This window comes from Erwinia sp. E602, from assembly GCF_018141005.1.
Classification (GTDB): domain Bacteria; phylum Pseudomonadota; class Gammaproteobacteria; order Enterobacterales; family Enterobacteriaceae; genus Erwinia.
The window spans coordinates 2,078,855-2,098,952 of record NZ_CP046582.1; the positions used below are offsets into that span (position 1 = coordinate 2,078,855).

The 20,098-nt window shown below is 55.8% G+C and carries 30 protein-coding genes; 11 read left to right on the forward strand and 19 right to left on the reverse strand.

Features of this window, described 5'->3' with window-relative positions; genetic code table 11:
• Positions 1-21: 21 nt before the first annotated feature.
• The 4 genes from GKQ23_RS10770 to GKQ23_RS10785 form a co-directional block, all read right to left on the reverse strand.
• On the reverse strand, positions 22-1,986 hold the full coding sequence (locus GKQ23_RS10770) for a DNA cytosine methyltransferase (protein ID WP_212410967.1): 1,965 nt from the start codon (positions 1,984-1,986) through the stop codon (positions 22-24).
• The gene (locus GKQ23_RS23860) at positions 1,983-3,023 is read right to left on the reverse strand and encodes a phage N-6-adenine-methyltransferase (RefSeq protein ID WP_249168506.1); all 1,041 of its coding nucleotides are present in this window, start codon (positions 3,021-3,023) and stop codon (positions 1,983-1,985) included. Before GKQ23_RS23860 ends, GKQ23_RS10770 begins: the two co-directional genes overlap by 4 nt.
• A gap of 1,191 nt (positions 3,024-4,214) precedes the next feature.
• Positions 4,215-4,337 (reverse strand): hypothetical protein, encoded by a 123-nt coding sequence (locus tag GKQ23_RS24070; protein ID WP_256442896.1) that lies wholly within the window; start codon positions 4,335-4,337, stop codon positions 4,215-4,217.
• 76 nt (positions 4,338-4,413) lie between these two features.
• Positions 4,414-4,683 carry a hypothetical protein gene (locus GKQ23_RS10785; protein ID WP_212410969.1) on the reverse strand — a complete coding sequence of 90 codons (270 nt, stop codon included), beginning with the start codon at positions 4,681-4,683 and terminating at the stop codon, positions 4,414-4,416.
• Positions 4,684-5,130: 447 nt separating this feature from the next.
• Here GKQ23_RS10785 and kwaA point away from each other — a divergent pair, with 447 nt between their 5' ends.
• Both kwaA and GKQ23_RS10795 read left to right on the forward strand, forming a co-directional pair.
• The gene (gene kwaA, locus GKQ23_RS23865) at positions 5,131-5,724 is read left to right on the forward strand and encodes an anti-phage protein KwaA (RefSeq protein WP_249168507.1); all 594 of its coding nucleotides are present in this window, start codon (positions 5,131-5,133) and stop codon (positions 5,722-5,724) included.
• A 13-nt stretch (positions 5,725-5,737) separates the two neighbouring features.
• Positions 5,738-6,715, forward strand: a complete 978-nt coding sequence (locus tag GKQ23_RS10795; RefSeq protein WP_212410978.1) for a Kiwa anti-phage protein KwaB-like domain-containing protein — start codon at positions 5,738-5,740, stop codon at positions 6,713-6,715.
• A gap of 259 nt (positions 6,716-6,974) precedes the next feature.
• On the opposite strand, the gene GKQ23_RS10800 is transcribed toward GKQ23_RS10795, so the two are convergent.
• The 15 genes from GKQ23_RS10800 to GKQ23_RS10865 all read right to left on the reverse strand — a co-directional run bounded on the left by GKQ23_RS10800 (position 6,975) and on the right by GKQ23_RS10865 (position 14,696).
• Positions 6,975-7,451: a hypothetical protein gene (locus GKQ23_RS10800; RefSeq protein WP_212410981.1), complete on the reverse strand. Its 477-nt coding sequence runs from the start codon at positions 7,449-7,451 to the stop codon at positions 6,975-6,977.
• Positions 7,448-7,690 (reverse strand): hypothetical protein, encoded by a 243-nt coding sequence (locus tag GKQ23_RS10805; RefSeq protein WP_212411985.1) that lies wholly within the window; start codon positions 7,688-7,690, stop codon positions 7,448-7,450. Before GKQ23_RS10805 ends, GKQ23_RS10800 begins: the two co-directional genes overlap by 4 nt.
• Positions 7,687-8,310: a hypothetical protein gene (locus GKQ23_RS10810; protein ID WP_212410983.1), complete on the reverse strand. Its 624-nt coding sequence runs from the start codon at positions 8,308-8,310 to the stop codon at positions 7,687-7,689. Before GKQ23_RS10810 ends, GKQ23_RS10805 begins: the two co-directional genes overlap by 4 nt.
• Entirely contained in the window at positions 8,307-8,510 is a 204-nt protein-coding gene (locus GKQ23_RS10815) for a hypothetical protein (RefSeq protein ID WP_212410985.1), read from the reverse strand. The genes GKQ23_RS10810 and GKQ23_RS10815 overlap by 4 nt, the downstream gene beginning before the upstream one ends.
• Positions 8,507-8,923, reverse strand: coding sequence for a hypothetical protein (locus GKQ23_RS10820; RefSeq protein WP_212410987.1), 417 nt, complete (start codon positions 8,921-8,923; stop codon positions 8,507-8,509). The genes GKQ23_RS10815 and GKQ23_RS10820 overlap by 4 nt, the downstream gene beginning before the upstream one ends.
• Positions 8,924-9,055: 132 nt before the next feature.
• Positions 9,056-9,565, reverse strand: a complete 510-nt coding sequence (locus GKQ23_RS10825; RefSeq protein WP_212410989.1) for a hypothetical protein — start codon at positions 9,563-9,565, stop codon at positions 9,056-9,058.
• Complete coding sequence (locus GKQ23_RS10830; protein WP_212410991.1) at positions 9,562-10,089, reverse strand: HD family hydrolase; 528 nt, start codon at positions 10,087-10,089, stop codon at positions 9,562-9,564. Before GKQ23_RS10830 ends, GKQ23_RS10825 begins: the two co-directional genes overlap by 4 nt.
• Positions 10,086-10,274 carry an ANR family transcriptional regulator gene (locus GKQ23_RS10835; protein WP_212410993.1) on the reverse strand — a complete coding sequence of 63 codons (189 nt, stop codon included), beginning with the start codon at positions 10,272-10,274 and terminating at the stop codon, positions 10,086-10,088. The genes GKQ23_RS10830 and GKQ23_RS10835 overlap by 4 nt, the downstream gene beginning before the upstream one ends.
• A 41-nt stretch (positions 10,275-10,315) precedes the next feature.
• Positions 10,316-11,014, reverse strand: a complete 699-nt coding sequence (locus GKQ23_RS10840) for a hypothetical protein (RefSeq protein ID WP_212410995.1) — start codon at positions 11,012-11,014, stop codon at positions 10,316-10,318.
• Between the two features lie 14 nt (positions 11,015-11,028).
• The gene (locus GKQ23_RS10845) at positions 11,029-11,679 is read right to left on the reverse strand and encodes an ATP-binding protein (RefSeq protein WP_212410997.1); all 651 of its coding nucleotides are present in this window, start codon (positions 11,677-11,679) and stop codon (positions 11,029-11,031) included.
• A 1-nt stretch (position 11,680) separates the two neighbouring features.
• Complete coding sequence (gene exoX, locus GKQ23_RS10850) at positions 11,681-12,355, reverse strand: exodeoxyribonuclease X (RefSeq protein ID WP_212411005.1); 675 nt, start codon at positions 12,353-12,355, stop codon at positions 11,681-11,683.
• On the reverse strand, positions 12,333-12,533 hold the full coding sequence (locus GKQ23_RS10855) for a hypothetical protein (protein ID WP_212411007.1): 201 nt from the start codon (positions 12,531-12,533) through the stop codon (positions 12,333-12,335). Before GKQ23_RS10855 ends, exoX begins: the two co-directional genes overlap by 23 nt.
• Positions 12,524-12,658 carry a hypothetical protein gene (locus GKQ23_RS24075; protein WP_256442897.1) on the reverse strand — a complete coding sequence of 45 codons (135 nt, stop codon included), beginning with the start codon at positions 12,656-12,658 and terminating at the stop codon, positions 12,524-12,526. The genes GKQ23_RS10855 and GKQ23_RS24075 overlap by 10 nt, the downstream gene beginning before the upstream one ends.
• A complete protein-coding gene (locus tag GKQ23_RS10860; RefSeq protein ID WP_212411009.1) occupies positions 12,655-13,062 on the reverse strand; it encodes a hypothetical protein in 408 nt (135 codons plus the stop codon). The genes GKQ23_RS24075 and GKQ23_RS10860 overlap by 4 nt, the downstream gene beginning before the upstream one ends.
• Positions 13,063-13,976: 914 nt before the next feature.
• On the reverse strand, positions 13,977-14,696 hold the full coding sequence (locus tag GKQ23_RS10865) for a LexA family transcriptional regulator (protein WP_056233174.1): 720 nt from the start codon (positions 14,694-14,696) through the stop codon (positions 13,977-13,979).
• A gap of 105 nt (positions 14,697-14,801) precedes the next feature.
• Here GKQ23_RS10865 and GKQ23_RS10870 point away from each other — a divergent pair, with 105 nt between their 5' ends.
• The 9 genes from GKQ23_RS10870 (at position 14,802) to GKQ23_RS10910 (ending at position 20,095) form a co-directional block, all read left to right on the forward strand.
• Positions 14,802-14,999, forward strand: a complete 198-nt coding sequence (locus GKQ23_RS10870) for a Cro/CI family transcriptional regulator (RefSeq protein ID WP_056233173.1) — start codon at positions 14,802-14,804, stop codon at positions 14,997-14,999.
• A 55-nt stretch (positions 15,000-15,054) separates the two neighbouring features.
• Positions 15,055-15,351 (forward strand): CII family transcriptional regulator, encoded by a 297-nt coding sequence (locus GKQ23_RS10875; RefSeq protein ID WP_056233170.1) that lies wholly within the window; start codon positions 15,055-15,057, stop codon positions 15,349-15,351.
• Positions 15,344-15,538 (forward strand): DUF4222 domain-containing protein, encoded by a 195-nt coding sequence (locus GKQ23_RS10880; RefSeq protein WP_212411010.1) that lies wholly within the window; start codon positions 15,344-15,346, stop codon positions 15,536-15,538. The genes GKQ23_RS10875 and GKQ23_RS10880 overlap by 8 nt, the downstream gene beginning before the upstream one ends.
• 200 nt (positions 15,539-15,738) lie before the next feature.
• On the forward strand, positions 15,739-16,794 hold the full coding sequence (locus tag GKQ23_RS10885) for a replication protein (protein WP_212411012.1): 1,056 nt from the start codon (positions 15,739-15,741) through the stop codon (positions 16,792-16,794).
• The gene (locus GKQ23_RS10890) at positions 16,791-18,173 is read left to right on the forward strand and encodes a replicative DNA helicase (RefSeq protein WP_212411020.1); all 1,383 of its coding nucleotides are present in this window, start codon (positions 16,791-16,793) and stop codon (positions 18,171-18,173) included. Before GKQ23_RS10885 ends, GKQ23_RS10890 begins: the two co-directional genes overlap by 4 nt.
• Positions 18,173-18,574 (forward strand): RusA family crossover junction endodeoxyribonuclease, encoded by a 402-nt coding sequence (locus GKQ23_RS10895; protein WP_212411022.1) that lies wholly within the window; start codon positions 18,173-18,175, stop codon positions 18,572-18,574. Before GKQ23_RS10890 ends, GKQ23_RS10895 begins: the two co-directional genes overlap by 1 nt.
• Positions 18,562-18,780, forward strand: coding sequence for a LexA family transcriptional regulator (locus GKQ23_RS10900; protein ID WP_212411024.1), 219 nt, complete (start codon positions 18,562-18,564; stop codon positions 18,778-18,780). The genes GKQ23_RS10895 and GKQ23_RS10900 overlap by 13 nt, the downstream gene beginning before the upstream one ends.
• A 107-nt stretch (positions 18,781-18,887) precedes the next feature.
• A complete protein-coding gene (locus GKQ23_RS10905; protein WP_371820170.1) occupies positions 18,888-19,607 on the forward strand; it encodes an antitermination protein in 720 nt (239 codons plus the stop codon).
• Between the two features lie 305 nt (positions 19,608-19,912).
• The gene (locus tag GKQ23_RS10910; RefSeq protein ID WP_212408548.1) at positions 19,913-20,095 is read left to right on the forward strand and encodes a phage holin family protein; all 183 of its coding nucleotides are present in this window, start codon (positions 19,913-19,915) and stop codon (positions 20,093-20,095) included.
• Positions 20,096-20,098 lie beyond the last annotated feature (3 nt).

The window sequence follows — 20,098 nt, forward strand, 5'->3', positions numbered from 1 at the left end:
CTCTTTCGGTAGGTAGTGGGGTTATGCGACCTGCTGGTCGCGGTTGGTGCACAGCTCTGGCAGGTTTGCCCGCACCAGCGCCTCGGCGAACTGCGGCGGCACGGCGTTGCCGCAGCGCGCGACCTGCTTATCCTTCGAATAGGTGTTGCCGCGGTAATCGCGGTCGATGACATACCAGGACGGGAAGCCCTGCGCGGCGTAAAGCTCTTTCGGCTGCAGCATGCGCATGCCGATGTCGACGATCCGGTACGTCACGCCCTCCACCTGAACAAACTCGCTCATGCCGTGCTGGTGCAGGAACTCCGCCGCCAGTGCCGCACGCTCCTCGTCGTAGTCGTGAACCGCCAGGCAGGTGCGCACCTCGCCGACGTGCTGGCCGCCGGCCGTGATGGTTGGCATCGGCTGGTCGGTGCGCTGACCGTCTTTGCAGGTGCCGCGCAGCTTTACCAGGTTGGACGTCACCACTGCGTGGTGATTGCCGGTGGTAACCGTATGCGCTGGCTGGTCAGCAGCGCCGCCCGGGTGGCCGGTGTTGTTGACCAGCAGCTGCGCCGTCACCAGTGCGTGGTGATCCGTGGTGGTGACCGTGTGGGCCGGGCCGTCCAGCGGCGCGCCGGGGCCGGTGTAGTTCCCGCCGAAGTGTTTGGCCAGAAACGCGCTGGCGATCGCAAACTTATTGCCGCCGGCGGTGACCGTTCCAACTGGCTTATGGATGTCCAGCACCCGCGGTGCCTGTCCCTCGCGTTCGCCATAACCCATCTGGATCAGCGTCGGGCTCACCAGCTGGCTTTTACCTCCACCGCCAGCGGTAATGGTGCCGCTGGGCTGATCCACCGCGTGACCGATGCTGCTGCCGAACTGCCGGGCAATGAACGGTGACAGATGCGCCTCAACCATTCCCAGCGCGTGGCCGTTGCCGCCTGGTCGCGCTGACGTGCCGGCGGTTACCGTCGGCAGAGGCTCGGTAACTTCCTGGCCGGTGGCCACGGTACGGAATTTGGTGATGTGCGGCGTAACGACCGCATAGCCGTGCTTACGGGTGATCGTCTGCAGCGGGGTATTGAGCGCCTGGCCCCGGAAGCAGTCGTAACTACCTTTGCTGGTGGTGTGGTTACACTTCACGATAAACGGCGTCGGGTTGTCGATCACGAAGCGCTGGATGCCGCGAGCGATACGCCGCATGGTGTTCTCCGCCAGCGACTTCTTACGGCCAAAGATGGACGGGCAGGGGATTTCCCAGTCGATGCACTCCGCCGCAGTGCGCCAGGGTTTGAGCTGGCCGCTCTGCACTGCCAGGCTTTTTGGATCGCCGTGGGTAGCGTCCGGCCAAACCACCGGCCGCCCGTCGCAGCGCATCACCATGAAAAAGCGTTTGCGGATCGTCGGCGCGCCGTAATCGCACGCGCGCAGCTCGCGGTGTTCGACGGTGTAACCAAGCCCGGCGGTCAGCCGCTGCGCATCCGGTCCGTTCCGGTCAATCTGCAGGAAGTCGCACGCCTCATCGAGCGCCAGGTGATCAGCTGGTACGCCGGTGCTGAGCATCCCGACGAAGGCAGCGAAGGTTTCACCAGCGCGCGCCGGGTCTGGCCGATCCTCATCTGCCAGCAGCGGCCCCCAGGTTTTAAATTCCTCCACGTTCTCCAGCATCATTGACCGGGGCCGGGTAGCCAGCGCCCAGCGCAGGACGATCCACGCCAGCCCTCTGATCTCCTTTTTCACCGGGGTGCTGCCTTTGGCCTTGCTGAAGTGCCGGCAGTCGGGCGAGAACCAGGCTAGCGCAACCGGCGCGCCGGCGGTGGCCGCCACCGGATTGATGTCAAAGACCGATTCGCAGTAGTGCAGCGTCTCCGGGTGATTGGTGCTGTGCATGGCGATCGCATTTGGGTCGTGGTTGATGGCGATATCCACGCTGCGGCCAGTTGCTGCCTCAATGCCGGTGCTGGCACCGCCGCCGCCGGCGAAGTTGTCGACGATAATTTCTCTCATACTGGAATGTTCCCGAAAGTGTTGGTGAGGGCCTGCGCGGTAGCGATGATTACGCCGGATGGCGCGCGCTCGAGCAGCAGGGTGTTGATGTGGTGCTTCACTTTGCGTTGGTGCTCCGGCTCCAGATCGGCAAGATGCTCAATTTGTCCGGCCAGGCGGTTGACTTCGATCGGCCACACGTCATTCTCCGCTGCTGGCGCTGCTGGCGCTGCTGGCGCTGCTGGCGCTGCTGGCGCTGCTGGCGCTGCTGGCGCTGCTGGCGCTGCTGGCGCTGCTGGCGCTGCTGGCGCTGCTGGCGCTGCTGGCGCTGCTGGCGCTGCTGGCGCTGCTGGCTGACTGCAGGAGGCACACAACTCTGCAGGCGGTGAAGGAGTGGCTGCCGCCGGTGGGTGCAGTCGCGCCGCCGCCAGCTCAATCTGCCGAATGAGCACCGCGCCGCGCTCCTCCAGCTCGTCGCGGCTGGTGTAGCCGAACCGTTCGCCCCGCCAGGTCTTATCGAACACGGCGATCGCCGCGCCGAATCCTGCTGATGATTCCGACGGCTGGCCGGGCGCTGGCCGGTACCACTCCGGCAGGTCAAAGCTGATGCGCCCGCGGATAAACGAAACGTGATCCGCATTCTCCGGCCACCACACCTCGCCGGTGGCGGCCTTAATCAGAAACACGTACCGGCCGCCCAGTTCGCGCATCGCCAGCGTGTGGGCCATGATTTGCCGCATTCCGGTGATGTACTGGCCGTCGTGCTGGCTGGCGCGGGAATAGGGCGGGTTGGCATAGGCCGCACCGTGCAACTCCGCCAGGCGGGCGCTCCAGTCCTGCGTCAGCGCGTTATCCTCGGCGCTGTAGAACGCCTCGCATTTGGCGTTGCTGGCGTCGGCGAACAGATCGAGCACGAACGGGCCGAACATCGCGTTGATGCCCCACCAGAGCGCTTTCGGCGATCGCCACTGGTCGCCGACTTCCTTCAGCTTGTGCGTGGGTGCTGCGCGCAGGGCGGCCAGCGCCGCGCAGTATGGGTTTACTGCTGGTTCAGTCATGGGTGGGATAGCTCCGCGATGATTAACGTCTGGTTCGGGTTGAGGAAGTGAAAGGGCTAAAATCTCCTGCAGTGGCTCGGATGCCTGACCGGCCACCCACTCGCTGACGGATGGAGGAAAAACTCTCTCGATCGCTGCACGCATTACAGCTGTGCGCGTCAGCTTGTCTTTGATTTCGGGGAAACGCTTTTCGGTGAGCGGTACGTTGACCGCTACATTGGTAGAATCAGCACTGGCGAACGGGTAACGGCTCAGTACCCGGACGTCCAGCATGCGCAGGCCGTGGATTTTCACACTGAGCTGCCGGTTTACGTAAAGCTCCCTGAACACCTCATCCATGCGCTGCTGCCAGGCTCTGGTGCGAATTATCCGGTGAGGTCCGCAGCAGCCAATCGCCACGCGGTGAAACCGCTGACAGAGGCGTAGGAGGCGCTCTATGCTTTCGTCCGAATGCCACACCGGTACTGCTTTATCCATTAGCCAGTGGGGCACCTGCTCAATCAGAGAGTCATTTTCTGACTCGCTACCCTCAATAACGTCCGGGATAATGAACCACTCGATCCGACTGAACCAACCGCCGACAAAATCGTAGTAAGCGGCCCAGTGCTTTTGCCACCACTCAGCATCCGGTTGCCTGTTGTCATTTCCGGCCTTGCGCCATGTTGAAAACGCGCCGTTATCCAGCACCAATTTGCAGTCAATAGCGGCGATTTTCTTAATTTGGTCGGGGCGAGCGTAGGAGATGAGTGAACAGCCATTGCGGTAAAGAGCCTTTATTAAATCGTCAGAGGGCGTTTCCCTGTCGCCCCATATGGGGCCGCCGTGCCAGTGCACTGACATTGAGACCTCTCATAAACGCTTAATAGTGTGATCGGTAATCGTATTGAATCCCCGGTGGTCAGTGCTTCGACCTGCGGGAAATGGTGATCTGGTAGTAGGAGCAAAAGTCTAAAACGTAGGGGCACTCTGCTGGCGCTTCGGTCTCGTTTACGACGTCACACCCGCCGGCATGGAGGCAGTTGCACTGCATGCAGCTGAGCCGGTTTTCAAAGCAGTTCTTCGCCATGTGGTAGCCATTGCAGCCGCCACCTCCGAACCGGTGCGGAAAGTCATACGCGGGACAGTTGCATGTAACCTGCCTGCCGTCCCAGTACGCTTTCCCGCATGAGTTTGTGTTTTCATGACCTGGCCTTAATGGAGATAAATCTCCGCAGTTAACGCCGCGATAAGCAGCAGGATCAGCACGGCAGCCGGGCGGATGCTGGCATAGAAGATTTGGTGGCGGGAGATGTGCCGCCGGAGTCTGGTTTTCATGGGGGTCAGAATAAAAACGCCAAACGTCGGCTTTGAGGATAGGGTTGCGATGTTCAGTCAGGATCGGTACCGCTGATTACTGAGGCAGTTTCGGCGCTGTCTGATTATGGATTTCCCACAGGCTAATTCCGCAGCTCTCGCAGAAACCAGCCAGGTAATCCAGTCCGGACCACTCCCGTATACCGCCCCGCGCAGCCTCAACAAAAACCGCAACGTTTTTATCTCGCCATAGTCCGAACAGGCGCCACCCTCCACCGTCGGCATTTTTTACAGCCACAATGCGGGTCAGAACACCGGCCTGATGCAGTTCAGTAAATGCGGGCTTCTTTCTGGTTATCATTCGCATGACTACAAACCTGTGTTTTGTTGATAACAAATGTCGTGTTTGATTTTTATAGCTCCACCATCAAGCAGCATCTCTGCCCACGCTCATTTCTGACAGGCTGGCCCCTGTAAGGGCCTCAGAGAGTTTATGCTTTGAAGATGATGTTGGAACACCGAAGAAAACACTGTATATTATAACAGTATCAATCGGAGGTGTGGCTAGGGATGTAGTGCTGGATTTTTATATTCAAAAGATTGTAAAATCGCGAAGATACCTCTTTTGTATTTACCATCACTCAGACTCACTTATGTGCGTTTGTGGCGGTAGCGTGCCAGAAAAATCCTTGCAAAGGTCCCTCTCCATCTCTTTTCGTATCCGTTAATTACTGATGAGCGTTTATTGCATTCAAACTAACGCAAAGAGTATTTTCAACGATATTAAACGATTTTAATTTCAGAGATGTAAACCATGAGAAATAGAACAGGTTTAAAGTATGCATTATATATATTATCTTTATGGCTCTTGTTCATATCTTTATTTATAATGTCATATGACAAAAAATTCTTTTCATCTGCATTGAACTATTTTAATGATAGAGATGCGATGATTCTATTATCTAAAATAACCCCAAAAAACATAGTTTTTGCCTCAAGTTTTATAATGATATTGGCTGGCATATTCATATTCCTTTATTTACTATTTTCGTTTAGAGCGGGATGGTCTGTCGCCTGCACGGTCTCCGATGTAAAAAATGAAAGTCATGAGCACTTGGAGTTTTTAACTACTTATGTTATGCCGCTGGTTTTTACTGATGTTAACAGCAAAAGGACAATGCTCAACCTATTGATAATGATTGTGGCTATAGGGATGATTTATGTGAAAACCAATCGGTTTTATTCAAACCCTTCACTTGCATTACTTGGGTTTAGAATATTTAGAGCTAAAATACATGACAGAGGGGCAAAGGAATTTGTAATAATATGCCACGGAGAAATTGACGACAGCAGCACAATTAGATATATAAGACTTGATAATAATACATGCCTAGCAAAAATTACCTAATACCGAGGGTTTTATGTTTACAGCAATCGACAACATAGTAAATTCCGTTAATTTATCAGGCGAAGCTTACTTCGTCGCAGATTCCCAAGGTCAACTTAACGCATATAGAGTTGCACTTGAGCCAGGTGCTGAACGCAAGTTAACACTTTCATTTAGCCAGTCCTTAATAAGGGATGTTATTAATCCTAATGTTGGTCAGAATGCATTACCACTTGTATCCTCACTATTAAATAGAGATAAGCAGGTTCATGAATATGACCATTTAGCAATTAACTACCTTCCCCCGGCACTAGCAATGATGGCTAACGTGCTTAACTTTGGAGTTAATAACGCACCACCAGTTTTTGATTTTGCTCAACAAGACCTTTCTTCCGTTAAAGGGATTATCTATTACCTTAGTGATGGGCAAGGAAATGATGTTGTTGTTTACCAACACAAATACCCAATTTCGTTGCATAAGAAAACAAAGCTATCATATTTCTCAGCAAACGGAAGGACGTTGGATGAAGTTAGCCACGACAGCATTGACATCAATGGAAACGTCGATTTCTTCTACTTTAACAATAAATATTATGCATTAAACATCAGTCTACTTGAAAGGGCTTATGGACTTGAGCAAGTGATCAATAATCTTGCAGCAAATGCAACACCACACATAATCGCTTTGAATATTTTGGATGTAGCAGGTCAGCAGAACCCTCTAGATATTTTTAATGACATGCATAAAAACAGAAACTTCATGCGTAGGCTCGCAACTACCGCAAACAGCCCTTTGCTACAAAATGGGACTGTAACTATTGCTAGCATACAAACACTAATACAAAACTTCCCAGTCTTAGGTAGAAATATCATTTTTAACCAAACTGGATTGATAGAATTGTCATCACAGAAACAAAAGCTATATTTCATCCGACTATTGAATAATGAGGCATCTTTCACTGCACTCAATCAAGAACCATTCCTTGCAGTTGGAAAAGACTCAGCAGCATAATCTTCATTATCCAAAATGGTCGAATTTAATTTTCATAAAGCACACTACATAAATTCACCTCAGTTATATTTTCGTTCAACGTGTTTTTCAATATGATGTTGGGATTTTCGCTAGTGGTGTGCCGGGATCTCCCCGGCGTTTTTCTACCTGATTGAGTACAATACTAACTACGGCAGGCCAGAAACATTAGGAACATCCACCAGCAGGAGGCCTTCCAGTTCCTGCAGCCGTTTGCAGGCGTATTCGAGTGATGGATCCACTATTTGGCCTCCGGCGCTGGAGCTGCGGCTAGCATTGCTGCCCAGCATAAGCGTGCACGCTCGGCAGCCTGCTCGCATCCGCTCATGTCTTGATACGCGTCCCATATTGCCGGGTCGCTAAATGACTCGTCTGGCTCAGATTCAAACCCATTGACTACCATGTCCTCTGTCGGCTCGATGGGAACCAACTTCCAACCATCCGGAATTACCGGATAGTTCGGCACGCTGTCCGCTGGCGGGGTGGTGTAGAGCTTTGTTCCTACTGGCATATCCCAAGGCTCCTCAATCCAGCCAACGGCTTTTTCGCCGTCTTCCGGGTCGATATAAACGACTCCAATAGGGCTATAATCCATCACCGCCAGCGCGATTTGTGCCAGCGCCTCAGTCTCTGCCAGACTTAACTCATCACGGATAGGAAACGATGTAGAAATCTCTTCCAATCGCTTTCTTGTGAACTTCTCAATCAGATTTTTCATCCGCACACCGCCGATACGTTAGATGGAAATTGGATCTGTTCTGCGGCAAGCCCATCCAGCCTTTGGGCTACACGTAACGGATCATCACGCGAAGCGTCGATTTGATCGGTTATGCCTCCGTCAACGATGTATATCCCATGGTCGCCCATCGCGTAAAATGTTAGTCGGTCAGATGGGCATTCAGCCAGCAGCTTGTTGACCTTGGCCACCCAGGCTTTTTCTGATTTTGTCAGCTTCACTTCTGCGCCTCCCACTTAACCCCGGCAGCGTCGAGGGCTGCACGTGCGATCGTCACAGCATGGTCAGGCCCGTAGGTTTCATCAGGATCAGCCACACGGGTAAGCAGCTGACGCACGGCTTCAGCGAGGCGCTGATTAATCTCAGGCTGGCAGTCCCGCGCTTTGCCGTCGGCAATAGCATCGTTGTAGCCTTTAGCCCACAGGGGGTTTTTAGTAACCCCACCTCTTACCGCAACCTCCACACCTCCCACTTGAGTGAATATATCCCAGGTTTCAGGTAGTACTGATGGCTGTGCGGCGGTGTAGAGTCTGGTTTCGCATAGCTCATGCTTGTTAATATCCTCTTCGGAATATGCGATGATTCCCCGCAGGCTCGGGCGACCTATCCGTCCCTCTGCCCGGTCGCTCTTATCGCTTATCAGGTACGCCACCGGCTCACCCGCTGCCGCATCGCGCCGGGCGATCTCTGCCCGATATTCATCCCGCTCACGCTCTGCCGACTCCAGTCGATCAATCAGTGGGAACAGGTCACGCAATGGGACGGTCAGTACCTTAAATCCGTTTTTTTCTGCCGCTTCCGCATAACCACGCATTTGTTTAATCAGGTCGATGTCTTTCATGGCTGCACCTTCCCATAATCAGCGGCCTGCTCAATCAGTTCTTTAGCATCCACGATGAAAGTGTGCACCGTCTCCATGCCACCTACCTTTCCACCACAAAGGCGATGACCACCACTGTTGTCTCCAATGCACAGAGAGAACCCGCCGGATTGGCTGCGAACGACTTCGATTATGACTTTTCCTGCTGGAAGATTGCTCATGACTGCTCTCCTGCGCGGATTCGTGCGGCGAAGCTGCGTAACTCTCTCTCAGCCAAAAGGGCTGAATCCGTGGGGCAAGTCGTGTCGCTTAGGCCGCGCTTTAAATCGCTTAGCTTTTTATCGGAAAGATTGAAAATCGCGTATGCAATGTTATTTGCGGCGTACAACATCACATCACGTGCATTCTCTTTCTCAGCAGCCAGCGCCCGCACCTGCTCACCCAGCACATCACGCTCAACGTAAACGGCCATAGCCGCCTCAGCACTGCGCCGATCCGCAAAGTCGGCCAGAGCCTCACTCTCGCCATTCACGTCCCGCGCATACAGCGTCCAGAACTCAGCGTCCTGGTCTTCAACCTGATCAACGTCCAGGCCGTTATCAACGCAGCCGGCAACGTAGTATTTTTCGCTCATATTTTTCTCCAGCCTGTAACGGTCAACCAGAATGGTTTACTACAGGTGTTATCAACTAAATTGGTTGCGCAGCAACTGCGGCACGCTGGTGGTGATGGCCGTTATGCTGCTGAAAAGGTGGGGGTGGCTGATCTATTTACTGGACGCAGTTTTAGCCTGCTGATACTCGCTGCCGAGGATCTCAACGCCGCCGGCAGCTGGATCAGGTTTTGCACCGGTACTGAAGTAGATGGCGTCGTCGCGCCGGAAGTAGGTGCAGCCGGTAAGGAACAGCATTCCCCAGTCAAGACCTACCGACTGCAGGAACGAGTCCCGTTTAACGGTTATCAATGGTTTCTGCTCCTTCCACAGAGCGGCCAGCGCTTTGTGCTCATCTCCCATCCCTTTAGGCGCTTTGGCGCGCGGCCAGGCGGCGTACCCGGTCTGTTCGGTTGGCTTTGTCCACAGAGCCGGATCCCCATACGCTGCGCCGTCGAACCGTACGCCATAGAGATATGCGCAGGTCAGATCGTTTTTGAACACCGGCTTGGCACCGAACAGGGCCGCAAAGGTTGCTGCCTGCTGGATCAGTTCAGCTTCCTGCTGATCCATCTCGTTCCAGGCGGTCAGCGCTGCAGGCGTGCTGAATTTATAGAAGCTCACAGGATGTCTCCTTTCAGCTCGTTGAAGCGCTGCAGGAACAGCACACGCGCCTGGCGCGGAGTGAGCGGGGCAACGATAAAGTCAGCGCAGGGGATGCCCTCCAGCACCGGCCACGGCGTGCCGTCGTCCATATCGAAGTCGCGGCGCTCGGTAGCCAGCATAATCAGGTCGGCGTACTTAACAGGCGTGGACATTGCGGCCGGCAGACCGAACTTATCGCGGATCAACTGATCGACGCGGCGCTCAACCGCCCGGTAGTCCGGCAGCAGCGCTTTCAGCGGTGAGCTGACGTCGCCGCAGTAAGCCTCCGCCGCATCGTGCAGAAGGGCTTCCAGCGCGAATTCACGCGGCACCAGCAGGCTGACGTGAACCGAATGCTGCGCCACGCTGTAGAACTGCTCAAGATGGCCGGTGAAGCGGCACAGATTGGACAGCGCCGCGGCGATATCCTCGATGCTGATGGTGGCCGGGTCGGTATCGGTAAAGCGAAAATGCTGGCCGGAAAGGGTGTTAATCCAGGTCATTGCGGATCCTTAATTGCTGCCCGGCGCGCAACACCGGCGCAGAACACTGCGCGGCGCCGGCACCATTTGATGTTTTGTCCGGCGGGTTGCCGGGCCGCCTGCAGCCACTGGTGAGCGGCTTCGGCAAAATCGCCGCTGCGCTCGGTCTCAGCGGCCAGCTGGGCGGCGTCATTTGGAAGTGGCATAGATGCTCCAGAAACTCACGGCCGGGGCTGCGTGCCCGGCGTCAGAAGGGAATATCGTCGTCGAAGTCCTGCACCGGGGGCTGCTGCTGGTTGCGGCCGCCAGAGGCGCGCTGCAGGTTCGACTGCGGCTGCTGATGATTCTGCTGGCCGCCCAGCATTGAACGCTGCTGATTGCCAGCCGGGCCGCCAACAGGACCGCTGCCACCCTGCTGGCGCTCGTCTTTGTCGCTGAGCGTTTCAACCAGCTTATCGACCGTCTCAGCGGGCATACCCTCGATGCCCTCTTTGTAGGTCTTGCGGGTTTTCGTTCCGAACGCCTGGCGGATCTCGAAGCGGTACCCGTCGGCGCCGTTATTTTTGGTGTAGAGCACTTTCTGCAGGACGAAGCCGATCGGCTTGCCCTCCAGCTCTTTACAGTGGTATTCCGTTTCGTTCTGGCTGTTCACCTGCTCCGTGGCGTGCAGGGCCTTAACGTTTGTAAGCCCCATGATCGCCTGAATCATGGCGTTGCCGCCCTGCAGCGGATTACCGTCGCGGCCGACATAGGACACGCGCAGAAAGTTAATCGGGCCTACGTCAGCGTCCAGCGAGAACTCCATTGACTCTGATTTCGAGTTAGCGTCACGGGAAGTGGTGAAAAGGGCAGTACGAATAATGCCGGTGTACGCGCCTGACTCGGAAGCACCGGAGGGCCCCGCTTTTTTGGCTTCATCCTGGTTAAACGTGAAGAGTGGTTGCATGGTGGTGTGACTCCTTAATTCAGTTCGTAGTAATCCCGGATCGCCGCGTCGATGGCGTTCAGGTCGTTGTCTATCTGGAAGCTGTCAAACAGGCCGATCGGCGATTTAACCGGGTCGGTGCCATCTGACTGCGTGGTGAACTGGTAGCGGCCGTCGGTGACCTGGGTGCGCAGGGCGATGGTGAACATGCCCTCAACGGTGATCTTCTCGTCCAGCATCTTGCCGATGGTCTTCATCTTGATGCGGCCGGCGGCGGTCTCTTCGGTGTGAGCCAGGAAGTAAACGATCAGGTCGTCTTCCGCATGCTGCGCGGCTTTCACCACATCCCACGCGCCGCCGCCGATCTCAGTGAATTTTTCGAAAGATTTTTCACTGCGGCGCCGCATGAAAGAGTTACCCATCACGTACTGAAAATCGTCGATAACGACGTACTTCTTACCTGCGCGGCGGGCAAAATTGATAATCGTCACGAGGTCAGCAGCCAGGTCTGTATGAAAGACGTTGCCTGTCCTAGCGGTAAAATCGCGCGGCTGCCAGCCCTTAGATTTGAACGGCAGGCGCTTATTTTCGGGGTTAACGAGAAAGCCCTCGTCAGGGTTGAGTTTCATCATGCTGGCCGACTTACCGGAGCCTGATTCACCGAGGATAAGTACCGGGATCCCCATATCAACCTCCGGGCCGCTTCAGGTAATGCTGGAACGTGAATCTCTGATCTTCGTCCAGGTCCATATTTTCGAGGCACCACCGCACATATTTCTGGTCAGTCGCCCCGATTTTTTCGAAGGTTTCGCCCTTATGCTTGCCGAAGCGGATGGCATGAAGCAGCGAAGGGAGGGAGCTGATTTCCCGCATCTGCGCGATGGTGAAACGGGCGTGGCGGTTAATCTCGATCAGCACCGCTGCCGTGACGTAGCAGTCATACAGTGCGCGGTGGGCGTGCAGCCCCTCCGGCACATTGGCATTAACGCCGAGGTGGTAACGCATGAACTGGTTACCGTGGCTCTCCAGCTCCGGCCAGAGCTTGCGGGACAGCTTCATGGTGCATATCCACGGTGCAGTAATCTGCGGAAGCTTGCTGCGGTCGAAACGGGCGTTGTGCGCCACGTAGACGTCAGCGCCGAGGTAACGGTCAATAACGGCGTCAATCGGCGGGGCGTCTGCCACGTCTGCTTCGGTGATGTGGTGGAGCGCCATAGCAGCAATGCTGATCGGCTCCGGCGGCTTCACGTAGTCGCTCATCGGGTTGCAGATAACGCCGTCGATGATGTCGACACTGGCGATTTCACACACGCCACCTTCGAGGCTGGTGGTTTCGGTATCAATAATGCGTAAGGTGGTCATGTTGTCCTTCCGTCAGTGAGTCGGCGGCAGCTTCGCGCTGCGCCAGCTGGTGGGCGAGTTGGTGCAGCTCGGCGGGGCCGATCTGGTTCTGCAGGCAGATTTGCAGGATTACGTCGTGCGCGACCTCCTGCATCCATTCATGGATCTGCAGCGACGTGGGGATCAGCGTTATTTCCATCCGATACACATCCCCACGAATACGGCCAGCACGCCGATCAGCGGCAGCAGCCAGACGCGCCGCCGAGGATGGAAGTCAGCACCGGTCAGCCGGTGGATGAACTGCGATTTGTGGATCTGGTTCATTGTGAGAACCTCCGGCGCACCTGCAGGCGCTTATTGGACGGCAGGCGGATAGTTTGCTGGTAGAAAGCGGCGCAACCTCTGTCCGTGCAGAAGTCGTCATACTCGGAGTGGTTCCAGTGGGTGATGGTGCGCCTCTGAACGTCTTCCGGATCCCGGAACTTCCCGCAGTAGCGGCACATCACCGAGTTGATATGTTCGGTGCCGGCCTCCAGCACCGTGCACTGCAGATGCGACTGCGTGCTGCCGTCGGGCAGGGTGTAATCGACGAAGGTCTCGTCGTTGCCCTTATAGTTCGGGCTGATGCGACAACCGGTAAAGGTGACCAGCTGAGTGCCGATCCGGATTGGCGTGCCCGGCGGTAGTTCGGCCAGGCGCTGCGCGGTTAATTTGGGGATGGGTTGCATGATCACCTCCGTGAAAAGGGCGAAAAAAAGCCCCCGAGGCGGGGGCGAACAGACTACACACAGCAATGGGTGGGGTTGCAGAGACAGCAGGCGTGCCTGCTCGCCAACGCTTGTTTTAGGCCTTATGACCGCAGCCAGGTAAGCTCCTGACAATTTAACTGCCTCCACAACGGGGAGAGCGCTGCATTTGACCACCTTGCGCCGCGTTGCCCGTAACGTCGCCTTTGCGACCTCACTACCTTGCCGCCAGGGGGAGTTACACAGGTGCTGGCCACATATCCGGCGCAGCGCTCTTTCCGTTGTATGCCGGGGTGATGCCCGGCGTCGTACCGCCTTTACTTTTAAGCCCAATGTGCTGCTGTGGTTCTCCGGGCTTGCCCTGGTGAGGCTTACTTCGCTGGTGCCGATGCTAAGGCTGTGCAGAACTCCTTGAAGCTCAGAACCTCTTCACCTTTTTCCAGACTGTCAAAATATTCTTCGTATGCTTTATCCACGATAATTCCTCATTTTTGCAGCGATATGTCGTTAATTTGCTTGACGCTGCGCTATCGCAGCTCAAAGAAAACTTAATCACCACGCTGTCCGCTGCATGCCTGGGGTGCCTTAACCCCATGAGGTCAGGGAGCGCCAGGGTGCTGAGTTCGGGCCTCTCGGCCGCCAGCGCGGTGACTGATATTCGTATTGTTAAAGAGCGGGTCAGCGTTCTGCGGTGGGCTGCGTCGTGCTGATGCCTCAAACAATACTTGCGGTATTAATACAAAGCAATACTCTAGGTATTAAAAATAATATCAATCATATTAAATTGCTGAAATCTGGAGATATTTAGTTTTGTGCGGTATTGGTTGAAATCTGACCTTTTGAGAAAAAAGATACAAAAAAACCGGCTCAGCGGCCGGTTCTGGAGTTGTGGTTGCTTAAACTAAAAGCATCATGGTTTGAACTGCAACGCCGATTACTCGGCAGTTCCCATTGATTTTGATACGCTGCTGATGGGATGGGTTTAGCGGTTGCAGATATTTCTGCCCTAACCCCTCATCGACCACATACTTTTTGAAGGTAGCTTCGTTAGCATCGGTAAGTTTTGCAACAACGAGGCTGCCGTTCTTCGGTTCCCGACCTGTATCAACCAGGATCAGCATCCCTTCGGGAATACTGAGCCCTACAGGTGAGGTCATGGAGTCACCACTCACTCTAAGCCAGAATGCCTCACCCTGAACATGGGCATCTGATTCAAACCACTCATTAATCTCTTCGAGTGTGTAAGGCTCAACAGCCTCAGACCACGCTCCTGCACTAACCCAGCTGATCAACGGATACCGCGCTCCCTTCTTGTATTCGCCCACGTAGGAGACGTTTGAATCAGCTGACGATGCAAAACCCGCGATCTCTTTAGCTATAGAGGGGCTGAAGTCGCTAATGGCTACCTGAAGAATTTTCGCAAATGCAGAGGCCACCGGCACATTCAGAGCATTTCGACCGTTGAGATAGTGGCCTACCGCACCCTGGGTAATGTTCAGTTCATCCGCGATCTGCTGTTGGGTTACACCAATAGCTTTTTTCTTTGCCTTGTAGAGGGCTTGAAGGCGTTGCGCGTCTTCAAGCTGCTCAGGCGTCAGTGACTTTTTCTTTTCCATGTCCGGATTCTAATACCTGAGTTATTAAAATATGAAATACCGCAAGTATTGTGTTATTTAATACTTAGGGTATTATTGCTGCCATCTAACAACTGGAGACGACCTATGGAAAAAATCCCTCTTGGTGATTACGTCAGAGAGAACGGCCAGGCGCATGCAGCTGATGCGATCGGCGTTCATCAGACGGCAATCAGTAAAGCAGTACGTGTTGGCCGGAAAATTTTCATCACTCGACTGCCCGACGGCAAAGTTGAAGCTGAAGAGATTCGACCGTTCCCGATCCTCAAGCACCAGAAAGATTAAGAGCGGTGTGAGCGGACCACAAAACATATCAAGACGAACAAAAAGGAAATTATCAATGGAATCAAGCGCAACGTCACGCAACATCGCACGCGAAATCGAAAATGAAATTATCGTGCGGATCGCTGAACGCGGAGTGACGGCAGTGGCGAAGGAGATCGGCGTGGATAAATCCCGCGTCAGCCGCTGGCAGAGTAAGGGCGGACTGGTTGAGAAGGCAAGCCAGCTGCTGGCTGCCATCGATTTTCAGCGACCTGAAGGCATGGTGCTGTTCCGCGGTGAAGAAACGGCTGAGTTAGCTAAGGGGCTGATAGCCATGCTCGATCACCTGCGTAACGGAGGTACTGGTGGATGACGAACGATTCGTTGAAACAGACCAGCCATACCGGGATCGCCGTGGCGTTGTTGTACGGGTCACCAGCTACGATCGCCGGGAGCGAAGAATCATTTTCATGCGGCCAGATTACCCGTATCCGTGCTGCGTGCCGAAATGGTATTTCGAGAAGTATTTTCGGAAGTACGAAGGGAAAAGTGAAGGCTGAACAGCGCCAACTGCTCAGCCAGATACTGCATTGCTTTGGTAAAGCGAGGTCAATTATGCGACAGAAACGCCGTAAAGCGCAACCAGAAAACACTGTACATAAAGACATGATCCGGGAGCAGTTAGCCCGGTCATCATCCCCACGGTTGGCTGAACTCCTGCGCGAGATCCTCCAGAAGGACAGGCTCAGGAGGGAAGGTCATGAGTAACACAGCCGAGATCATCCAATTCCGCGCTCACCAGGAGCGCGAGGAGCAGCGCGTGGCCGATACCGATGACGGGTACACCCGGCTGGCAAATGAACTGTATGAGGAGCTGATAGGCGCTAATCTGACCCGCAACCAGGCGAAGGTGGCGCACGCTGTTTGCCGCAAAACGTACGGCTTCAACAAAAAGCTGGACCGGGTTTCTGACAGCCAGATTTCAGAGCTTACACGCCTGCCACGGCAGAAGGTGAACAAGGCTAAAAACGAGCTGATCGCCATGCGTGTTCTGGTGCGAGAAGGGTCTCTGATTGGGCCAAATAAGGCCCTTTCAGACTGGCAAATTCCCGAGTGTCACCAAAACAGTGACTTTGTCACCAAAGCAGTGACAAAAATTGTCACCAAAACCGTGACAGGGTTGTCACCAAAACAGGGACACACAAAAGACACTATTCAAAAGACAATAAATACAGATCCCCCTAAAGCCCCCAGGGGGGAATTTTCGGAGGAGGTAATATCACAGGCAAAACAGGTTCTGGCGTATTACAACGAGCTCACAGGGACCACCTGCCGCTCTGCAGAAGCCTTTGCCGTTCTGCTCACACCACGTTCCGTCCGTGCTGCCTACACCGTGGACGACCTGCAGCTGGTGGTGCGCTGGGTGGTTCTCACCTGGAAGCGTCGCAATGGCACCGTGGCTAAGCCAGCCAACATCTGCCGGGTTGGCCGATTCGATGGTTACCTGGCGGACGCCAGCGCCTGGCTGGCCAGCTACGTGGAGATCGACTGCGGCTCCGTGGTGCAAGCTTACAACGAGGTGCTGGGCGACGCGCTGCCGCAGGCGGAGCTGGATGCGGATCGGGAAATCGCCATTCGCGAGTTGCTGGCCCACCTGAACAAAAAAACCGTCGATGCTTTCCGGGCGTATTTCCAGGCGTTCCGTGCAGAGGCGCGCCCGTATTACTTCGGTGAGAGTCCGTCCGGCTGGAAAGCTGGCTTCGACTACCTGATGAAACCTGAAACTCTTCGTAACCTCCGCGAGGGATCGCTATGACTGATCTGTATCTCGAAGCCAGCGTGATCGGCGCGCTGCTGCACGCCGGGCTGACGCCAGACGCCAGTGACGTGCTGAACACGCTGGATCCGGCCGCATTCACCCAGCCGTTCTACGCGCAGCTGTACAGCGAGATTAAGCGCCAGGCCATCCAGCGCAAAATGATCGACGCGCTGCTGGTGGCGGAAGCAATGGGCAATGAGCCCGGTATCTTTGCTGACGTGATGGAAACCGTGAAGAGCACGCCCAGCGCGGCCAACCTGAAAGGCTACGCGGCCCGGCTGAACGAGAAGTTTGTGGTGCGCAGCTTTGTGCAGCTGATGGAAGGCAGTTATGACTCGATCACCAAAGCGAACACCCAGGAGCAGGCGATGGACAGCATCCAGGCGTTCACCAGCCAGGTGCTGGCGCTGGGCCGCCCGGGTGACGAGGTGATGCCGGTACACATCGACACGCTGCTGGACTCCTACGCCGGGGTGCTGGAGCGCCGGGTAACCAACGGTGAAGAGTCCGACACACTGAAAACCGGGATCGCCGAACTGGACGAGATCACCGGCGGCATGAACGACGAGGATTTTGTGGTGGTGGCCGCCCGGCCCGGCATGGGTAAAACCGAGTTTGCCCTGAAGGTGGCCGAGGGCGTTGCCTCGAGTGAGCGCGTAATGGGCGATCACAAAGTTCGCCGCGGCGTGCTGATTTTCACCATGGAAATGAGCAACCAGCAGGTGATAGAGCGGCAGATAGCCGGCGCGGCCAACATGCCGGTATCCAGCCTGCGCAAACCGTCGCGCATGGGGGATGAGGACTGGGGCCGGATCTCGATGGGCATCCGCCGCCTGATGGGCCTCGACGTGTGGATGGTGGACGCAGCTAACCTGACGATTGAGCAGATCCGCGCTATCGCCGAGCGCCATAAGCGCCAGTTCCCCGGCCTGTCGCTGATTCTGGTCGACTACCTCGGGCTGATCAAAAAGCCGCGTGCCGAGCGCAACGACCTGGCGATCGCCGTTATCTCCGGCGGCCTGAAAACGATGGCGAAGGAGCTGAAAACGCCGGTGCTGTCGCTCAGCCAGCTATCGCGCGAGGTGGAGAAGCGCCCGAACAAGCGCCCGGTGAATGCGGATCTGCGCGACGGCGGCAGCATTGAGCAGGACGCCGACAGCATCATCATGCTGTACCGCGATGCCGTCTACAACGAGAACAGCCCGGCGGCCCGCTTCGCCGAGATCATCGTTACCAAGAACCGTTTCGGCACCCTGGGCACCGTCTACCAGGAGTTCCGTAACGGCCACTTCCACGACACCCACCAGGAAGAGGCGCGGCGCATCTGCACCGAGAAAGCGCCAGCCGGTGGCCGACGCACAAGGGACGAATTTTAATGACGCAGGTTTATGACATTTGCCCGCTGCCAAAGCCCCGCATGACCCAGAGAGACCGCTGGGCCAAACGGCCGGTGGTGCTCCGCTACCGCGCATTCTGCGACGAGGTAAGGCTGCGTCGCCTGCAGCTGCCGGTCAGCGGCAGCCACGTGACCTTCGTACTGCCCATGCCGCCCAGCTGGAGCAAAAAGAAGCGCACCGCCAGCGCCGGGCAGCCGCACCAGCAGAAGCCGGACGTGGACAACCTGATGAAAGCGCTGATGGATGCCCTGTTTGCCGACGATAGCGGCGTGTGGGATGTCCGGGTATCAAAAATATGGGGCGAGTCGGGCAGCATCCGGATCGCCGAAATTGCCGTACCGGCTGAGTTAGCCGCAGGGGAGGGAAAATGCCAGAGCTGACCGAGCTACAAAAACAGGTGTGCCGCTTTATCCGGCAGTTCGCTGCAGACAACGGCTACGCGCCCAGCAGGCTGGAGATTGCCGGCCACTTCGGCTGGAAGTCCGGCAACGCCGCCGAGACGCACGTGCAGGCGCTGCTGAAGAAAGGGGCCGTGTCCAGAGTCCCGCACAGCTCCCGCACGCTCAGGGTGCTAATCGAAGTGTAGCGTCGGGCCGCCGGCCGCCTTGCAGTACCAGATAACCAGAACAGACCAGAGGGGAAAAACCAGTGAGAGTCGAATCAGCATTGAAACATTTCAGCCCGAAAAGCCAGATGATCACCGACAGCCCCCGCGCAACCGGCTCAGACAGCCTGAACGGTACCGACGTGATGGCCGCCATCGGTATGTGCCAGGCGAAAGCCGCCTTTGGGATGAGCTGCTATCTGGGCAAAGCAGGCATAAGCCAGCAGGATCGGGATAAAGCGGTTAAGCATCTGCTGGCGCATGCCCGTAAAACCGCGCCAGCGCTCCTCAGAAAGGCTGCAGGGAAAAAGTTGAGCCAGTGTCTGGTTGTGCTGGCTAAGTTCGCCTATGACGATTACGCGCGCTCTGCTGCAGATACCAATGAGTGCCCGGACTGCAGGGGCAGGGGCGTAACCAACACGCTGGCCAACGTGATGACGCATCCGGGGTGCGGAGAGAAGACGCCACCAACGTATCAGCTGCAGCTGGTGGAAAATCAGTGCGTGACATGTCACGGCAAAGGAAAGTTGTCAGCGCGCTGCCGCTGCGGCGGTACCGGAAAGGTTCGGGATCTGAAACGCTCGAAGCTGCAGGGCGCGCCGGTGGAGAAGGACTGCGACCGCTGCAGCGGACTGGGCTTTAAGCGGCAATCAGCCAGCGTGGCATTCAGGGGGATCCGGGCGCTGCTGCCGGAGCTGACACAGTCGGCCTGGTCGCGTAACTGGAAACCGTTTTACGACAGCCTGATCACCAAATGCGAGACGGAGGAAAGTCTGGCTGACTTTGCATTCCATAAAGTGACGCGATAACGCGAGATAATGCGTCGAAAGTAGTTGCATTTTGCATAACTTTGACCGAATATGCATCCCATCGTGGGATTTCAATGTCCGCACAGAACAAACGAATTCAGAGGCCTCGCAATCGCGGGGCCTTTTTGCTTTCTGCAATCCGGTTTCGACGCCGCCCGGCAAACTCATCCACTCCCCTTATTTGACTCACAAAATGAGGCGAATAGCCGTTCTATTCGACTCATCGCAGTCTGGCCGGGCGGCGTCCTTTTCTTCCCCGTTAACCCACACACAGCGCCCAACCGGACAACCCGGAGGTGAGAGATATGCGTATGGAAAAATTCACAAATGGTGCTGCCCTCGGTACTGGCTCGACCACGGTGTTGTTTGGCGCCCTGTCGCTGAACGAGTGGGCGATTGTTATTGGCATCATCTGCACGCTCGGCACCTTCGGCGTGAACTGGTATTACCGCTGGCGCGAGTATCAGCTGAAGCGTAGCGCGGGGTGATCG

Excerpts from the sequence above, each read along its gene's own strand:
- GKQ23_RS10770 (WP_212410967.1), bottom strand. The coding sequence starts at position 1,986 with ATGAGAGAAATTATCGTCGACAACTTCGCCGGCGGCGGCGGTGCCAGC.
- GKQ23_RS23860 (WP_249168506.1), bottom strand. The coding sequence starts at position 3,023 with ATGACTGAACCAGCAGTAAACCCATACTGCGCGGCGCTGGCCGCCCTG.
- GKQ23_RS24070 (WP_256442896.1), bottom strand. The coding sequence starts at position 4,337 with ATGAAAACCAGACTCCGGCGGCACATCTCCCGCCACCAAATCTTCTAT.
- GKQ23_RS10785 (WP_212410969.1), bottom strand. The coding sequence starts at position 4,683 with ATGCGAATGATAACCAGAAAGAAGCCCGCATTTACTGAACTGCATCAG.
- kwaA (WP_249168507.1), top strand. The coding sequence starts at position 5,131 with ATGAGAAATAGAACAGGTTTAAAGTATGCATTATATATATTATCTTTA.
- GKQ23_RS10795 (WP_212410978.1), top strand. The coding sequence starts at position 5,738 with ATGTTTACAGCAATCGACAACATAGTAAATTCCGTTAATTTATCAGGC.
- GKQ23_RS10800 (WP_212410981.1), bottom strand. The coding sequence starts at position 7,451 with ATGAAAAATCTGATTGAGAAGTTCACAAGAAAGCGATTGGAAGAGATT.
- GKQ23_RS10810 (WP_212410983.1), bottom strand. The coding sequence starts at position 8,310 with ATGAAAGACATCGACCTGATTAAACAAATGCGTGGTTATGCGGAAGCG.
- GKQ23_RS10815 (WP_212410985.1), bottom strand. The coding sequence starts at position 8,510 with ATGAGCAATCTTCCAGCAGGAAAAGTCATAATCGAAGTCGTTCGCAGC.
- GKQ23_RS10820 (WP_212410987.1), bottom strand. The coding sequence starts at position 8,923 with ATGAGCGAAAAATACTACGTTGCCGGCTGCGTTGATAACGGCCTGGAC.
- GKQ23_RS10830 (WP_212410991.1), bottom strand. The coding sequence starts at position 10,089 with ATGACCTGGATTAACACCCTTTCCGGCCAGCATTTTCGCTTTACCGAT.
- GKQ23_RS10835 (WP_212410993.1), bottom strand. The coding sequence starts at position 10,274 with ATGCCACTTCCAAATGACGCCGCCCAGCTGGCCGCTGAGACCGAGCGC.
- GKQ23_RS10840 (WP_212410995.1), bottom strand. The coding sequence starts at position 11,014 with ATGCAACCACTCTTCACGTTTAACCAGGATGAAGCCAAAAAAGCGGGG.
- GKQ23_RS10845 (WP_212410997.1), bottom strand. The coding sequence starts at position 11,679 with ATGGGGATCCCGGTACTTATCCTCGGTGAATCAGGCTCCGGTAAGTCG.
- exoX (WP_212411005.1), bottom strand. The coding sequence starts at position 12,355 with ATGACCACCTTACGCATTATTGATACCGAAACCACCAGCCTCGAAGGT.
- GKQ23_RS10855 (WP_212411007.1), bottom strand. The coding sequence starts at position 12,533 with ATGGAAATAACGCTGATCCCCACGTCGCTGCAGATCCATGAATGGATG.
- GKQ23_RS24075 (WP_256442897.1), bottom strand. The coding sequence starts at position 12,658 with ATGAACCAGATCCACAAATCGCAGTTCATCCACCGGCTGACCGGTGCT.
- GKQ23_RS10860 (WP_212411009.1), bottom strand. The coding sequence starts at position 13,062 with ATGCAACCCATCCCCAAATTAACCGCGCAGCGCCTGGCCGAACTACCG.
- GKQ23_RS10865 (WP_056233174.1), bottom strand. The coding sequence starts at position 14,696 with ATGGAAAAGAAAAAGTCACTGACGCCTGAGCAGCTTGAAGACGCGCAA.
- GKQ23_RS10870 (WP_056233173.1), top strand. The coding sequence starts at position 14,802 with ATGGAAAAAATCCCTCTTGGTGATTACGTCAGAGAGAACGGCCAGGCG.
- GKQ23_RS10875 (WP_056233170.1), top strand. The coding sequence starts at position 15,055 with ATGGAATCAAGCGCAACGTCACGCAACATCGCACGCGAAATCGAAAAT.
- GKQ23_RS10885 (WP_212411012.1), top strand. The coding sequence starts at position 15,739 with ATGAGTAACACAGCCGAGATCATCCAATTCCGCGCTCACCAGGAGCGC.
- GKQ23_RS10890 (WP_212411020.1), top strand. The coding sequence starts at position 16,791 with ATGACTGATCTGTATCTCGAAGCCAGCGTGATCGGCGCGCTGCTGCAC.
- GKQ23_RS10895 (WP_212411022.1), top strand. The coding sequence starts at position 18,173 with ATGACGCAGGTTTATGACATTTGCCCGCTGCCAAAGCCCCGCATGACC.
- GKQ23_RS10900 (WP_212411024.1), top strand. The coding sequence starts at position 18,562 with ATGCCAGAGCTGACCGAGCTACAAAAACAGGTGTGCCGCTTTATCCGG.
- GKQ23_RS10905 (WP_371820170.1), top strand. The coding sequence starts at position 18,888 with ATGATCACCGACAGCCCCCGCGCAACCGGCTCAGACAGCCTGAACGGT.
- GKQ23_RS10910 (WP_212408548.1), top strand. The coding sequence starts at position 19,913 with ATGCGTATGGAAAAATTCACAAATGGTGCTGCCCTCGGTACTGGCTCG.